Here is a 14,468-nt window from a genome sequence, read left to right as displayed (position 1 = left end):
AGCTGCCTTTCGTCGTCCCGAATCTCGCCGCCACTCGCTGAGACCGACGCCTGTGTCCGGAGCCTGCTACTGGAGCGAGGGCGTGGCAGCCGGCTGCCGCTACCCCTTGAACCCCTGCGCCAGCAAGTACACCTCCCGGGAGCGCGCCCGCGAGGCACCTGGCTTGCGCGTAACAACCTTGCGGAAGGCACCACGCAGCTCCTTCAGGTACTCGTCAAAGCCTTCGCCCTGGAACACTTTCGCCAGAAAGGTGCCCTCGGGACGCAGCGTCTGCCTTGCCAAGTCCAGCGCCAGCTCCACCAGGTACATGGCCTGCGGCTGATCGATCGCCGCCATACCACTCATATTGGGGGCCATATCCGACATCACAAGGTCCACCGGGCGATCTTGCAGGCGCGCCAGCAACTCATCGAGCACACTGTCTTCGGTAAAATCTCCCTGAACGAAATCGACGCCCGCCAGGGCATCCATCTCCAGGATGTCCGAGGCGATGACAACGCCACTGTCCCCCACTCGCTCGGCCGCTATTTGACTCCAGCCGCCTGGAGCAGCGCCCAGGTCAATCACCGTCATACCGGGCTTGAGCAGCTTGTCCTTGTCATCCAGCTCAACCAGCTTGTAGCTCGCCCTGGAGCGATAGCCATCCTGCCAACTTTGCTGGACATACTGATCGTCGAAGTGCTCCTTCAGCCAGCTCGCACTCGTCTTGCTGGACGAGGGCTTCTTGCTGGAGGATTTCTTGCTGGAAGGGGGACGAGAGGCTGCCACTACACCACCTGAGAGAAGTTGCCGGGGACGATGTCCTGAAGCGGCTGACCGAGACCAATGGATGGGATGGTCTACAGGCTGCTCCGTTCGGAGTGCCGCTCACCTGGACAGAGAATGACCATGAAGCGCGGTATCGGTTCGGACGACGCCCGGGTCGAAGGCGTATCGATGGGGGTGTCCGGTAAGCGCCGACAGCGATTGAAAAAATGGATGCCGGGGGCGCCATCGACGACAATCGACAGGCGACATCGCTTTCACCGCACGGGGTTTACCCGTACCATGTGCGGTCACGCGCCCAACGGCCAATACGGAATGAAGCAAGATACCATGAGCTTGTCACAGGCACAAAAGAAAGCAATGCGCAGCATCGGCCACCACCTCGACCCGGTGGTCACGGCCTCGGAGAACGGCATTTCCGAGGGCCTGTTGGCCGAGCTCGAACGCGCCCTCAATGACCATGAACTGGTCAAGGTGAAGCTGGCGATTCCCGACCGCGACGACCGCACCGCCGTGCTGGACGAACTGGTCAACCAGAGCAAGTCCGAGCTGATCCAGAAGATCGGCAAGGTCGCCCTGCTGTATCGCAAGAACCCCAAGGCCAACCCGAAGCTGTCCAACATCACTCGCTTCGAGAACCACCACGGCCGCCACTGACAACTCAGGCTACGCGGGCAACTGCCAAGGCGCCTACGGGCGACTGAAATGGACGCCGAATGGCGACAGAACACCTTGGCAGTCGTCCTTTCAGACATCCATTGCCCGTGATGCCACTCGACCAATACCAATGGTGTTGCTCACTGCTCCGTACAAAGCTCTTCGCATGTCAGCGAGACGAGACGCCTTCTCTACTTTCCATCTGCACAAACTCTCTTGCCCACCACTGGCCCTCCCGAGCCCCTCTCATCGATTCATCTTGCCCAAGAGCAGTGGACACCCCGTTAAGGCAGTAGTCTGAACGCGTTGATCCATGCCAAGGCAAGCCCCGTAGCCAGCCCTGTACTCTAGGAAGACGACTCCCCACCCCTAGCGGAAGATAGCGACTCCCCGAAGAAGCGTTCGAGCAACATACGTAGCTTGCCACCCTCCTCCTGTCCAAGCATAGGGAAATACAGAAAATAGGTATGCTGCTGTTCGCCCCCATCTTCCAGGCAATGAACGGTAATAGCAGCCTGCCATTCTGATAGTGAGTACCCTGATACGAAGCTCATAGGAATTTTCTTGTAGCAGTATGGTATTGCCTTTCTCAGATACAACTGCTGGCCTTCGAATCGTACGACTGGAGCTAGGCCGCTATAGAGGCCTGCGATCATGATACCCACCAGCAGAAGGCAACCACCCCAGGAGAACTCAGGCATCACCACTTGAAGATACTTATTTACATCGGGTTTCTGGTTTGCTTGCACCCATAAGAAAAGCAGCATACAAGCGGCTCCACCTAGCACAAGCCATTTACTTAATGTCGTCGTATAAACCTCTGTACTTCTTTGCACTGACATCCTGTCGTCCATCTTTTTGCTCCGCTAAATCATAACGATGACACAGATAAAGCTAGAGAAATTCCAGCTCCATGGTGGCCGTACCGCCGCGTTGCGACCATAGGAACCTAGGTCTTGGCCGGCCCCAAGTGCTGATCAAGAAGCGCCAAGAATTTCTGGTGCTGACGCTCACCAAGCCCGCTACAAGATAGCCTGACCTCGTGGCTGATTTCTCGCCCCTGCTTCTCACTTCGACCTCGGATAACAACTTTTTTACCCTGAATGGTATAGTCATCCACCCCGGCATAAGGAATTGTCCGCACGCCCGAGATGAGCCCAGAAGAGGATCGCACATCAAAGGATTCTTTACCGAAACGTGCGTAAGGTACCATCGCATAGCGGATGCCCTGCCCAAACGTCGCGAGCATCGACAGAAACACCGGCCACCATGAAATTTGCTGCACCACATATGGATGAGCACTCAACACGATCCATAGCGCCACAACAATTATCAAGATACCGGTTCCGATCAGCCAGTTGGCCATCAAAGCGGAATACACTTCATGCTCGGCCTGTTCCGCCACACGATCGTCCATGACACTTCACCCCAGCTTCATATCTCTGCCGTCATTGGCTAGGTAAAGATTTCACCCCAGTATCAGCAGGCAGGCCAGCAGAAGGGGATAAAGACAGGCTAAGGAAGTGCGGCAAAGCCAACCACATAAGAAATTTCTTACATTTCACCAAAAAAACCGCCCCGCCAGGTTGCCTGGCGGGGCGGTGTCGTTGGAGCGGGAGAGTTGCGCTTAGATGTGCTCGACGCCGGTTATCTCGTACTCGACTTCGCCGCCAGGAGTGCGCACCAGCACCACTTCACCTTCTTCCTTGCCGATCAAGGCGCGGGCAATGGGTGACGTGACGGAGATGCGACGCTCCTTGATGTCGGCCTCATCCTCACCAACGATGCGGTAGGTCACCTCTTCGTCGGTATCCAGGTTCAACAGCTCGACGGTCACGCCGAAGATCACCTTGCCCGTCTTCGGCAACTTGGTGACATCGATGACCTGGGCGTTGGACAGCTTACCCTCGATCTCTTGAATACGGCCTTCGATGAAGCCCTGCTGCTCGCGGGCAGCATGGTACTCGGCGTTTTCCTTGAGGTCGCCATGCTCGCGGGCTTCCGCGATGGCAGCGATCACTGTCGGGCGAGCCTCGCTCTTGAGCTGCTCGAGCTCTTCACGCAGGCGTTGCTCACCGGCGACGGTCATCGGGACCTTGTTCATGTATTCGCTCCTGCATGCAGTTCCTGTAGCCGCCGCACGGTAACGGCATTGCCGTACTCGAGCGCCAAGCAAACGGCACTGGCCCCTGCCAGCGTCGTGGCATAGGGAACCTTGTGGGCGAGTGCGGTGCGGCGGATCACCGAGGAGTCGTTGATGGCCTGGCGGCCCTCGGTGGTATTGACGATATAGGCGATCTCGTCGTTCTTGATGGAATCGACGATGTGCGGCCGGCCTTCGTAAACCTTACTGACGACCTCAACGGGCAGACCAGCCTGTTCAAGGGCTGCCGCCGTTCCTCGGGTCGCACAGAGTGTGAAGCCCAATGTTACCAGAGAACGAGCCACTTCGATAACACCCGCCTTGTCCGGCTCGCGTACCGACAGGAACGCCTTGCGATCACCGGTCAGCGGCGGGATCGCCTCGCCAGCACCCAGCTGAGCCTTGTAGAAGGCCTCGGCAAAGGTCTCGCCAGAGCCCATCACCTCGCCGGTGGACTTCATTTCCGGCGACAGGATCGGATCCACACCGGGGAACTTGTTGAACGGGAACACCGCTTCCTTGACGCTATAGAAATGCGGCACGATCTCCCGCTCGAACCCTTGCTCCTTGAGGCTGACGCCAGCCATGCAGCGGGCGGCAACCTGCGCCAGCGAGGTGCCGATGCACTTGGATACGAAGGGCACAGTGCGCGAGGCACGCGGGTTGACCTCGATGACGTAGATTTCGCCGTCCTGCCAGGCCAGCTGGACGTTCATCAGACCCTTCACGCCCAGCTCGACGGCCATGCGCTTGACCTGCTCGCGCATCTCGTCCTGCACGTCCGCCGGCAGCGAGTACGGCGGCAGCGCACAGGCGGAGTCGCCCGAGTGCACACCGGCCTGCTCCACGTGCTGCATGATGCCGCCAATCACGACCTGATCGCCGTCGGACACTGCATCGATATCCACCTCGACCGCCGCACTGAGGAAATGGTCGAGCAATACCGGCGAGTCATTGGAGACCTTGACCGCATGGGTCATGTAGTTCTCGAGCTCGCTGGCGTCGTAGACGATCTCCATGGCCCGGCCGCCCAGCACGTAGCTCGGGCGCACCACCAGCGGGTAGCCGATTGCTTCGGCCTTGGAGAAGGCCTCATCGAAGCTTCTGGCGGTGGCATTGGGGGGCTGCTTCAGACCCAGCTTGTCGATCATCTGCTGGAAACGCTCGCGGTCCTCGGCACGGTCGATCGCATCCGGGGTAGTACCAATGATCGGCACGCCAGCAGCCTCGAGGGCACGGGCAAGCTTCAGCGGGGTCTGGCCACCGAACTGGACGATCACGCCGACCGGCTTTTCCTTGTCGGCGATCTCGAGCACGTCCTCCAGAGTCACCGGCTCGAAATACAGACGGTCAGAGGTATCGTAGTCGGTGGACACGGTCTCGGGGTTGCAGTTGACCATGATGGTCTCGTAGCCGTCATCGCGCATGGCGAAGGCGGCATGGACGCAGCAGTAGTCGAACTCGATACCCTGGCCGATACGGTTCGGACCTCCACCAAGCACCATGATCTTCTGGCGGTCGCTGACCTCGGCCTCGCACTCTTCCTCATAGGTCGAGTACATGTAGGCGGTGTCGGAGGCAAACTCGGCGGCACAGGTGTCTACCCGCTTGTACACCGGGCGGATACCGGCATCCTGGCGTGCCTTGCGCACATCGTCCTCGGAAACGCCAAGCACCTTGGCCAGGCGCGCGTCACCGAAGCCCTTGCGCTTGAGACGATAGATCTCGCCAGCATCCAGCGAGGACAGCGAACGACTGGCCAGATCCTGCTCGATCTTGACGATATCTTCGAGCTGCACCAGGAACCAGGGGTCGATATTGGTCAGTTCAAAGACGTCTTCCACGCTCATGCCGGAACGCATGGCGTCGGCGATGTAGAAGATGCGCTCGGCACCGGCAGCCTGCAGCTCGCCCTTGATCAGCGCCATGTTGTCGGCGCTGAAGTCGGTCACGATGGGGTCGAGGCCATCATTACCGGTCTCCATGCCGCGCAGGGCCTTCTGCAGAGACTCCTGGAAGGTCCGGCCGATCGCCATGACCTCACCCACCGACTTCATCTGGGTGGTCAGACGGTCATTGGCCTGGGGAAACTTCTCGAAGGTGAAACGCGGGATCTTGGTGACGACGTAATCAATGGACGGCTCGAACGAGGCCGGAGTGCGCCCGCCGGTAATATCGTTCTGCAGCTCATCCAGGGTGTAGCCCACCGCCAGCTTGGCAGCGATCTTGGCAATCGGGAAGCCGGTGGCCTTGGAGGCCAGCGCAGAGGAGCGCGATACACGCGGGTTCATCTCGATGACCACCATGCGCCCGGTCTCGGGGTCCACGCCAAACTGGACGTTGGAGCCGCCGGTCTCGACGCCGATCTCGCGCAGCACCGCGAGAGATGCGTCACGCATGATCTGGTATTCCTTGTCCGTCAGCGTCTGCGCAGGCGCCACGGTAATGGAGTCACCCGTGTGGACTCCCATGGGGTCAAAGTTCTCGATGGCACAAACGATGATGCAGTTGTCGTTCTTGTCGCGAACGACCTCCATCTCGTATTCCTTCCACCCCAGCAGCGATTCGTCGATCAACAGCTCATGGGTCGGAGAGAGCTCAAATCCGCGATGGCAGATTTCCTTGAACTCTTCCTTGTTGTACGCGACGCCGCCGCCAGAGCCGCCCATGGTGAAGGACGGCCGGATGATAGCCGGGAAGCCCAGTTCGCTCTGAATCTCCCAGGCCTCGTCCATGCTGTGAGCAATCTTGGCCTTAGGGCACTCCAGACCGATATTCTTCATCGCCTTGTCGAAGCGGTCGCGATCCTCGGCCTTGTCGATGGTGTCAGCATTGGCCCCGATCATCTCAACGCCATACTTTTCCAGGACACCGTGACGATCCAGGTCCAGTGCGCAGTTCAGCGCGGTCTGACCCCCCATGGTCGGCAGCACCGCATCGGGGCGTTCAGCCTCGATGATCTTCTCTACCGCCTGCCAGGTGATCGGCTCGATATAGGTAGCGTCGGCCATGGCGGGATCGGTCATGATCGTCGCCGGATTCGAGTTGACCAGGATGACGCGGACCCCTTCTTCACGCAGGGCCTTGCAGGCCTGGGCGCCGGAGTAGTCGAACTCGCAGGCCTGACCGATGACGATCGGGCCTGCGCCGATGATAAGGATGCTTTTCAGGTCTGTACGCTTGGGCATGGTGCTTCCCGCAAGAAAATTGGACGATGAACCGGAGTCTGGGTGAGCGCCTTAACGACGGCTTTGCATCATGTCGATGAAGCGGTCGAACAGCGGCGCCACATCGCGGGGGCCTGGGCTCGCCTCGGGGTGACCCTGGAAGCTGAAGGCCGGGCAATCGGTACGCTCGATACCTTGCAAGGTGCCGTCAAACAGGGAGCGGTGGGTCGCTCGCAGGGTGTCCGGAAGCGATGTCTCGTCGGCGGCAAAGCCGTGGTTCTGACTGGTAATCATCACATGCCCGGAATCGAGATCCTGCACCGGGTGGTTGGCACCGTGATGACCATGATTCATCTTGACCGTGGCTGCCCCACTGGCCAGCGCCAGCAGCTGGTGACCCAGACAGATACCAAAGACAGGCACCTGGGTGGTCAGAATCTCGCGGATTGCCTCAATGGCATAGTCACAGGGCTCGGGGTCGCCGGGGCCGTTGGACAGGAACACGCCATCGGGCTTCATCGCCAGCACCTCAGCCGCTGGCGTCTGCGCCGGCACCACCGTCAACTTGCACCCGCGGCTGGCCAGCATACGCAGAATGTTGAACTTGACCCCATAGTCGTAGGCCACCACATGGAAGGGGCGCTCGCCGGCAGCAGCGTTAACGTAGCCTTCGCCCAGCTGCCATTCGCCTTCATTCCATTCGTACGCTTCGCTACAGGACACCACCTTCGCCAGATCCATGCCCTTGAGCCCCGGGAAGGCACGCGCGGCTTCCAGCGCGCACGCTACGGCGTCATCGCCCTCGGCCTCGCTGCCCGCCAAGATGGCGCCATTCTGGGCCCCCTTGTCGCGCAGAATGCGCGTCAGGCGGCGCGTATCGATATCTGCGATACCGACGACATTCTGACTGGCGAGATAATCGGACAGGCTCTGGGTGGAGCGGAAGTTACTGGCAACCAACGGGAGGTCGCGGATGACGAGGCCCGCGGCGGCGATGCTGGAAGACTCGATGTCTTCGGGATTGATGCCGGTATTGCCAATATGAGGGTAGGTCAGCGTGACGATCTGTCGAGAGTAGGAAGGGTCGGTGAGAATTTCCTGATAGCCGGTCATGGCCGTATTGAACACCACTTCGCCACTGGTCTGCCCGTCTGCACCAATGGCCGTGCCGTGGAATACGCTGCCATCTTCCAGGGCCAATATTGCGGGTTTGTTCAACGCTACGTCCTCCCAAAGCTCGTCAAGGTATCCACGACCGCTGCCACCGCCCGTGACAGCCTGTCGCCAGGCCATTCGGCACCGACCCGGCCCGCCGCATGACAAGCACACGAGGGGCCGGGCCGTAAAAAAGCGGGACGAAACCCGGTGTTTGACCGGTTTCATCCCGCTTGTTGTCATTCGCTCGGAATGCACGGCCGCCACACTACGCCAGCAAGCGTCGTTAAATGCGCTTTCTGGGCGGCACTTTCATGCCCGGCTCGGCCAAAATTTTTGGAATGTTACAGCATTCAGAGGTATCTGACTACCCCCGTTCACGCATCAACCCCCGGCAGCCTTTGCCACCGAACGTTGCGACCAGACAGACTTACTCAAGCCCCAGCACATCGTTCATGCCATAGCGTCCGGCATCGCGCCCGGCCACCCAGCGCGCAGCGCGCACAGCACCGCGGGCAAAGGTCATGCGGCTAGACGCCTTGTGGGTAATCTCGATGCGCTCACCTTCCGTCGCAAACATAACGGTGTGCTCACCGACGATATCCCCTGCACGCACGGTAGCGAAGCCAATCTCCTTGGCATCACGGGGGCCGCACTGGCCGACGCGCTCGAATACACCGTGCTCCTTGAGATCACGATCCAGAGCGGCGGCAACCACCTCGCCCATGCGCAGCGCCGTGCCGGAGGGGGCATCCACCTTGTGTCGATGATGGGACTCGATCACTTCGATGTCGTAACCTTCATCGCCAAGCGCCTTCGCCGCGGTTTCCAGCAACTTCAGCGTCAGATTCACACCGACACTCATGTTGGGCGCAAACACCATGGCGACCCGGTCGCGATAGCTGTCGAGCTCGGCCAGCTCGTCATCGGACAAGCCCGTGGTGCCAATCACGATCGCCTTGCCATGCTGGGCGCAGAACGCCAGGTTGGCCAGCGTCACCTTTGGCGCGGTGAAGTCGATCAAGACGTCAAAATCATCGACGATAGCGTCCAGGGAATCGACCGCAGTCACCTCCAGCCGACCGATACCCGCGAGCTCTCCCAGGTCTGCGTTCGTCAGCGAACTGCCCGGCTCAACGATACCACCGGCGAGAGAAGCCGCTTCATCCTGGGCGACGGCGTTGACCAGGGAGCGACCCATGCGACCGGCGACGCCGACAATAGCAATACGAGGGGCGGTTGAACTCATGCAAACTCCAGCGCTGACCAATGATAAAACTGCAAGAAACTTGGCGCAGTATACCAATGCCACACCACAATGCCTTGCCCACGCTTCAATGAGGCCTCCATGTTGCCCAAGCCCCTGCCCCCACACTGCCTGGCCATCGGACTGATCATCCTGTCGTCGTGGCTCAGCGGCTGCACTACCCAGGTCGCCTCAGCCAACCTTCAGGGTGATGCCCCCGCGCCGGCAGCGCTCGAGTTCTGCGGCACCCTGGCGCTACCCGGCGAATGGCAGCCGCTTGATGATGTCTCGCCAGTGCCCCTGGGCGGGCTGTCCGCCATGGCCTGGGACAGCGATGAACAGCGCCTGTATCTGCTATCGGATCGTGGACGCCTGCACCAGGCGACCCCCGTATTTCGCGATGGCAGGCTGGTTGACCTCACGGCGCTATCGAGCCACCGACTGACGGGCCGAGACGGTCGCCGGCTGGAAGGCAAGGCGGCAGACGCCGAGTCCTTGGTCCTGATAAATGATCGCGACAACGTTGCAGGCAATACGCAGCTGCTGGTGGGCTTTGAACAGGATCACCGCGTCGAGGGCTTCACCACCATGGGGGTATCAAGCGGACGGATCATACGCTCGCCATTGACGGCCAGCGCTGCTGACAACGAGAGCCTGGAGGCGCTTGCCTGGGTGCCCGGCATCGGCCTGCTCGCGGGACTGGAAGCCCCACCGACCGACATGCCACAGCCTCCCTCCGACGACGTCTCAAGCCGCCATACGCTGCTGTTCAGCCTGCCCGGCGACGACACACCGGTCACCCGCTGGCACTACCCCTTGGCATCTGCACCTGGCAGCGCACTGACAGAGCTACTGACACTCGAAGACGCTGCCAGCACTCGCTCGCCCCGTCTGCTGGCCCTGGAGCGGGCGTTCTCCCCACCTCACCCCCTGACCATCACCCTGAGCCTGATCGAACTGCACCAACCCCCGACCGTCGACGTCACACGTCTTGCCAGCCTGTCTGCAGGAGACGGCTGGCGAATCGACAACATGGAAGGACTGGCAAGGCTGCCAGAAGGCAGCATCCTGATGGTCAGCGACGACAACTTCAGTGCACTTCAGCGCAATCTGCTGAGCTGCTTCCGCCTGCGGCAGGACCTCGCTGACACTCCCCTTCCAGCGGGACCACCAATGTCTAGCGACGGGCCACCAGCAGGTGATGATTGAAGCCCTCTGGCCCCCACAACCAAGCTGACTCGGCATCAGGAAATCGCAACGGCTCGCGCCGGACCTGCGAAAAGCCCACGCGCTGCAGCGTTTCGACCACGGTTCTGCCGGGAATGGCCACATGGTCCACCGGCAACCAGGCAGACCCCGAGCGCACCTGACCCGCCACGCGACTCCAGGGAGCCGGACGCTGCCCCGGCGCCACCCCAGGGTCATAGCGATAGCTGGTCAAGGCTTCCAGCCGCGCCATTCGCTCCGGATCGAACACATAGTCATGGGTGATATCCAGCCACACCAGCAGGCCGCCAGGCTTCAGCGCCTCGAAGAGATTGCGACACGCACGAGCCAACTGCTCTGGATCCTGAATGAAATGAAAGGCAAAGACGCTGACCAGGGTATCGAAGGGCGCCTCGGGCAGGGCTAGCGGCTGATAGGCATCCTCCACACGGAACGTCGTGCCGAGCCCACCATGGCGCTTTCTGGCCAGGGCTATCTGCGCGGGGCTGATATCGACGCCCACCACCTCACTCGCACCCTGACGACGCATATCTGCCGCCAGGTCGCCGTTGCCACACCCCACATCGAGCACCCGCTTGCCGACAACCCCTTCCTCCAGCCCCAGGTAGTGCAGCACCGACCCGGTAAAAATACAGTAGCGGGGATCTTGAGCCAGCTGGTCGTAGCGCTCGGCCAAGGCGTCGGAAAAACCGTCGCCAGATGACGCCATGGCTGGCCCACCCGCATCAGCCACGGAAGAAGAGGGTGCAAATGACTCTGAGTCAGTGGCTGGGCCTTGCTCTGGCTGTCGGTTTGTAAAGGAAGAAGAACAGATACCTGACATGACGAGCTCCATGGCCATAAACGCCGATGAGCCACCTTTACCGCCCGCCAGAGATAACGTCACGTCACATTTAGCTACAAACGCATACGAAAGCGAGATTTGCGCATTACCGCACAACTAACGAAGTGTACTTACCCCATTCGACATCCCGGCTCAGCATCCGTCCTGGGCACTGTGTGGCGCCGTTGGCGCATGTCCCGCCGCAACAGCAGCACAATGGCGGCAACGACCAGCACACTCCCAGGCAACCACAACCAGGACATGCGCGTCGGCATCTGCACGAATAGCAGCCACATCGAGACAAAAGGTACGAGATAGCCATAGGCAGTGACCCCTGCTGGGGTCAGCGTGGCCGTAGCATACTGCTGCAGCCAGAACGTCATGCCACTGGAGAACAGACCGAGATACACCAAGATCCCGAGATCTCTGGAGGTCATCTGTAGCAAAGCGGTCGAATCCCCGGCCGCGACACCCAGCATGCCGATCAGCAGCGCCCCCAGCACCAGGCTCCACAGCGTTCGCACCCCCGCATGGGGCGATAGCCAACCTCTGGCCAATCCCAGTTTCGACAGCACCGGATACAGCGCAGAAGCGATGCAGCCCAGGAAGAAGACCAGCTCCCCCGTACCTAGGCGCATATTGGCAAAGGCCCCCCCTGCCTCGGCCCACGCCAGCGCGATGGCGCCTGCCGCCCCCAGCAACAGCAGCCCCAGCAGCGATAGCGCAGGATCCTCGACGCCCACCAGTCGCCCGAGGCAGTACGCCAGCAGCGGTACGCTCACGAACAGGGTGGCCATGGACAGGGCACTGGTCAGGTGCGCCACCCAGAACATGGCGCCGAAGAAACCTGCCAGACACAGCCCCATCAGCCCATACAGCAGCAGCCCGGGACGACTGGGGCAAAGGCCTGGCGCCCGCCACACCAGCGGCAACACCGCAGCCGCTGCAATCACGAAGCGTAACGATGTCAGCGCAAGCGGCGGCAGTCCTTGACTGAGCAGCCCGACGGCCGGGAATGACAGCCCCACCAGCAATGCCCACAACACCATGCCAAGATGGGCAGGCAAGGCGCCAGCCCTCCAGGAAGACCGGGCTAGCGAGCTCATTGGCGCTCCTCCAATGTCAGCAACAGTTGACGCAGCCCATTGGCCAGGGCCTCTGCTTGCTCATCAGCGAGCCCTGAGCGCATCTGTGCCAGCGACTCCAGGTAGGCGTCGAGCAGGCCGGGGATCATGGCTCTACCCGCCTCGCTCAGCCTCACCAGCACGCTTCGGCGATCGCTGGGATGCGCCACCCGCTCCACCAACCCCCGCTCCACCAGGCGGTCGAGGCGATGTGTCATGGCCCCTGAGGTCAGCACCACAGCCTCGCACAGCTCATTGGGTGTCAAACCGTCAGGAGCATCCCGTCGATACAGAGTGGCGAGCAGGTCGAACTCACCCTCTTTCAGGCCGTGCTCGCGAAACACCGCATTCACTCGACGATCCACGTGCTTCAGCACTCGGTAAAGACGCGTAAAAATCCCCATATCCGCGGGATCCTGGGCAGGCAGCGCGCGCCGCCACTCGTCCTGAAGCCGGTCTATGGCATCTTTTTCGCCCGCAACATCCATATTGGCCGAACCTGCCGCTGGACCGATGCCCCTGTTGCCACCTGATGGTCCTGTCTCTGTCTCAGCCTCTGTCATGACCGCTCTCCATCGCCGCTCGAACAGCTATCTTTATACAAAGTATCTTTATATAAAGATAGATAGTCCGAGCCGTTTTGCCAAGGGACCGTCACCACGTTGCTGTGCCTCGCACTGCAAAGACGGATGACCAGCGACAGCACCAGCTACCTTTTCAGCAACGACATCTCGATCGCACGGGGGAGGTAGCCATGATCATCAACTGCGTAGCCTATGAAGAGGGTCGTCGGCTCTGCGACATTGATGCCAGTGAGGTGGCCGCCCACCTTGCCCATCCCCATCGCTTCGTGTGGGTCGCCCTGCATGATCCGGACGCAGACGAACTGGCCACCTTCCAGGAGGTATTCGGGCTGCACGAACTGGCGGTGGAGGATGCCCTGGCAGGCCACCAGCGCCCCAAGGTGGAAGAGTATGGGGATGCCTTGTTCGTGGTGACCCAGATGATGTCGGCGCTACAGGAGGAGATCCAGTTCGGCCAGCTGGCCATCTTCGCGGGTCCTGGCTATGTGCTGTCGGTACGCCAGCACCACCATCGCGGGTTTACCGATGTCAGGCACCGGTGCGAGCGAGAGCCAGAACTCCTCAAACAGGGGCCGGCCTTCGTGCTGTATGCGCTGATGGATGTGGTGGTAGACCGCTATTTTCCGATTCTCGAGAGCCTGGAGGCAGAGCTTGAAAGCATCGAGGAACAGATGTTCGTCAAAGGCAACGCAAGAACCAGCCTGAAACGTCTCTATCAGCTCAAGCGCAGCATCATGTGCGTCAAGCATGCGGTGAACCCGCTGGCCGAAGCCAGTGCCCATCTATTTGGCGGACGCGTGCCCGCGCTCTGCCAAGGCACCCAGGATTACTTTCGTGACGTCTACGACCACTTGCATCGCATTGAAGCTGCCGTCGACACAATCCGCGAGACGATCACCACCGCCATTCAGGTCAACCTGGCCATGATTGCCATCGACGAAGGAGAGGTGCAGAAACGCCTGGCTTCATGGGCGGCCATTTTCGCCGTGGCGACCATTCTTGCGGGCGTCTGGGGAATGAACTTCACGCATATGCCAGAACTGGACTGGCGCATGGGCTATCCCATGGCACTGGGGGCCATGGGACTATGCTGCGGCGCGCTTTATCGTCACTTTCGACGAGCCGGCTGGCTATGACAGCTTACTACTGCCAGTGAATGCTCAGCGTCTCCTTGCTGGCCATACGCTCCAGGTGGCTGGCCACCACACCCTGCAAGCGTGCCAGCTGCTCCGCGTCCTGAGCCTCAAGGTCCACCTTGAGCTGCGTCTCGGACGCGCTCATCAGACACTCGCCACCAGGGAAGACCACCCGCCCCGACGCCGCATCCACCTCGAGCTTGTGCGCCCAGTGCTTGCACAGCCGATTGATCAAGCGCTGCCCGGATGACGTCTCGACGATAGCCTGGGAATCCACCATACTGTTCACCGTTTTTACGAATACGAATACGTCGCAGTAGAATAACGCCGACTCACGCGCCACGTCAGGCAACACAGCGTTGCCTTTTCTGCGACGGAAGACACCTGGATCGCCCCCAAGCCATGTATGCAGGGCACTCGGCCGTCCTTTACCACCTGAGA

The 14,468-nt window shown here is 60.6% G+C and carries 14 protein-coding genes; 3 read left to right on the top strand and 11 right to left on the bottom strand.

Annotation, left to right across the window (positions count from 1 at the left end):
• Positions 1-99: 99 nt before the first annotated feature.
• Positions 100-768 carry a 23S rRNA (uridine(2552)-2'-O)-methyltransferase RlmE gene (rlmE, locus tag KUV86_RS08555; protein WP_206942483.1) on the bottom strand — a complete coding sequence of 223 codons (669 nt, stop codon included), beginning with the start codon at positions 766-768 and terminating at the stop codon, positions 100-102.
• A gap of 327 nt (positions 769-1,095) precedes the next feature.
• On the opposite strand from rlmE, the gene yhbY reads away from it, so the two are divergent.
• Positions 1,096-1,422: a ribosome assembly RNA-binding protein YhbY gene (yhbY, locus tag KUV86_RS08550; protein ID WP_206942611.1), complete on the top strand. Its 327-nt coding sequence runs from the start codon at positions 1,096-1,098 to the stop codon at positions 1,420-1,422.
• Positions 1,423-1,769: 347 nt separating this feature from the next.
• Here the strand turns inward: yhbY and KUV86_RS08545 are convergent, their stop codons facing one another.
• From KUV86_RS08545 to dapB, 6 genes are all read right to left on the bottom strand, one after another.
• The gene (locus KUV86_RS08545) at positions 1,770-2,276 is read right to left on the bottom strand and encodes a hypothetical protein (RefSeq protein ID WP_222484422.1); all 507 of its coding nucleotides are present in this window, start codon (positions 2,274-2,276) and stop codon (positions 1,770-1,772) included.
• Positions 2,277-2,371: 95 nt separating this feature from the next.
• Positions 2,372-2,839: a hypothetical protein gene (locus KUV86_RS08540; RefSeq protein WP_222484420.1), complete on the bottom strand. Its 468-nt coding sequence runs from the start codon at positions 2,837-2,839 to the stop codon at positions 2,372-2,374.
• A gap of 210 nt (positions 2,840-3,049) precedes the next feature.
• Complete coding sequence (gene greA, locus KUV86_RS08535; protein WP_206942482.1) at positions 3,050-3,526, bottom strand: transcription elongation factor GreA; 477 nt, start codon at positions 3,524-3,526, stop codon at positions 3,050-3,052.
• Complete coding sequence (gene carB / locus KUV86_RS08530) at positions 3,523-6,753, bottom strand: carbamoyl-phosphate synthase large subunit (protein ID WP_222484419.1); 3,231 nt, start codon at positions 6,751-6,753, stop codon at positions 3,523-3,525. The genes greA and carB overlap by 4 nt, the downstream gene beginning before the upstream one ends.
• Before the next feature lie 51 nt (positions 6,754-6,804).
• Complete coding sequence (carA, locus tag KUV86_RS08525) at positions 6,805-7,950, bottom strand: glutamine-hydrolyzing carbamoyl-phosphate synthase small subunit (RefSeq protein WP_222484418.1); 1,146 nt, start codon at positions 7,948-7,950, stop codon at positions 6,805-6,807.
• A gap of 367 nt (positions 7,951-8,317) precedes the next feature.
• Positions 8,318-9,136 (bottom strand): 4-hydroxy-tetrahydrodipicolinate reductase, encoded by an 819-nt coding sequence (gene dapB, locus KUV86_RS08520; RefSeq protein ID WP_222484417.1) that lies wholly within the window; start codon positions 9,134-9,136, stop codon positions 8,318-8,320.
• Positions 9,137-9,235: 99 nt separating this feature from the next.
• Here dapB and KUV86_RS08515 point away from each other — a divergent pair, with 99 nt between their 5' ends.
• Positions 9,236-10,342 (top strand): esterase-like activity of phytase family protein, encoded by a 1,107-nt coding sequence (locus KUV86_RS08515; protein WP_222484416.1) that lies wholly within the window; start codon positions 9,236-9,238, stop codon positions 10,340-10,342.
• On the opposite strand, the gene KUV86_RS08510 is transcribed toward KUV86_RS08515, so the two are convergent.
• From KUV86_RS08510 to KUV86_RS08500, 3 genes are all read right to left on the bottom strand, one after another.
• On the bottom strand, positions 10,311-11,069 hold the full coding sequence (locus KUV86_RS08510; protein WP_222484415.1) for a class I SAM-dependent methyltransferase: 759 nt from the start codon (positions 11,067-11,069) through the stop codon (positions 10,311-10,313). The genes KUV86_RS08515 and KUV86_RS08510 overlap by 32 nt on opposite strands.
• 245 nt (positions 11,070-11,314) lie before the next feature.
• Positions 11,315-12,289: a DMT family transporter gene (locus tag KUV86_RS08505; RefSeq protein WP_261397569.1), complete on the bottom strand. Its 975-nt coding sequence runs from the start codon at positions 12,287-12,289 to the stop codon at positions 11,315-11,317.
• Positions 12,286-12,711: a MarR family winged helix-turn-helix transcriptional regulator gene (locus tag KUV86_RS08500; protein ID WP_222484413.1), complete on the bottom strand. Its 426-nt coding sequence runs from the start codon at positions 12,709-12,711 to the stop codon at positions 12,286-12,288. Before KUV86_RS08500 ends, KUV86_RS08505 begins: the two co-directional genes overlap by 4 nt.
• 350 nt (positions 12,712-13,061) lie before the next feature.
• Between KUV86_RS08500 and corA the strand changes: the two genes are divergently transcribed.
• Positions 13,062-14,027: a magnesium/cobalt transporter CorA gene (gene corA, locus KUV86_RS08495; protein ID WP_222238017.1), complete on the top strand. Its 966-nt coding sequence runs from the start codon at positions 13,062-13,064 to the stop codon at positions 14,025-14,027.
• A 7-nt stretch (positions 14,028-14,034) separates the two neighbouring features.
• On the opposite strand, the gene KUV86_RS08490 is transcribed toward corA, so the two are convergent.
• The gene (locus tag KUV86_RS08490) at positions 14,035-14,307 is read right to left on the bottom strand and encodes a DUF2218 domain-containing protein (RefSeq protein WP_206942460.1); all 273 of its coding nucleotides are present in this window, start codon (positions 14,305-14,307) and stop codon (positions 14,035-14,037) included.
• Positions 14,308-14,468: the final 161 nt, after the last annotated feature.

Source organism: Halomonas sp. DP8Y7-3 (genome assembly GCF_019801675.1).
GTDB classification, from domain to species: domain Bacteria; phylum Pseudomonadota; class Gammaproteobacteria; order Pseudomonadales; family Halomonadaceae; genus Halomonas; species Halomonas litopenaei_A.
The sequence above is the reverse complement of the archived record's forward strand: the minus strand, read 5'-3'. Positions and strand labels throughout refer to the sequence as shown.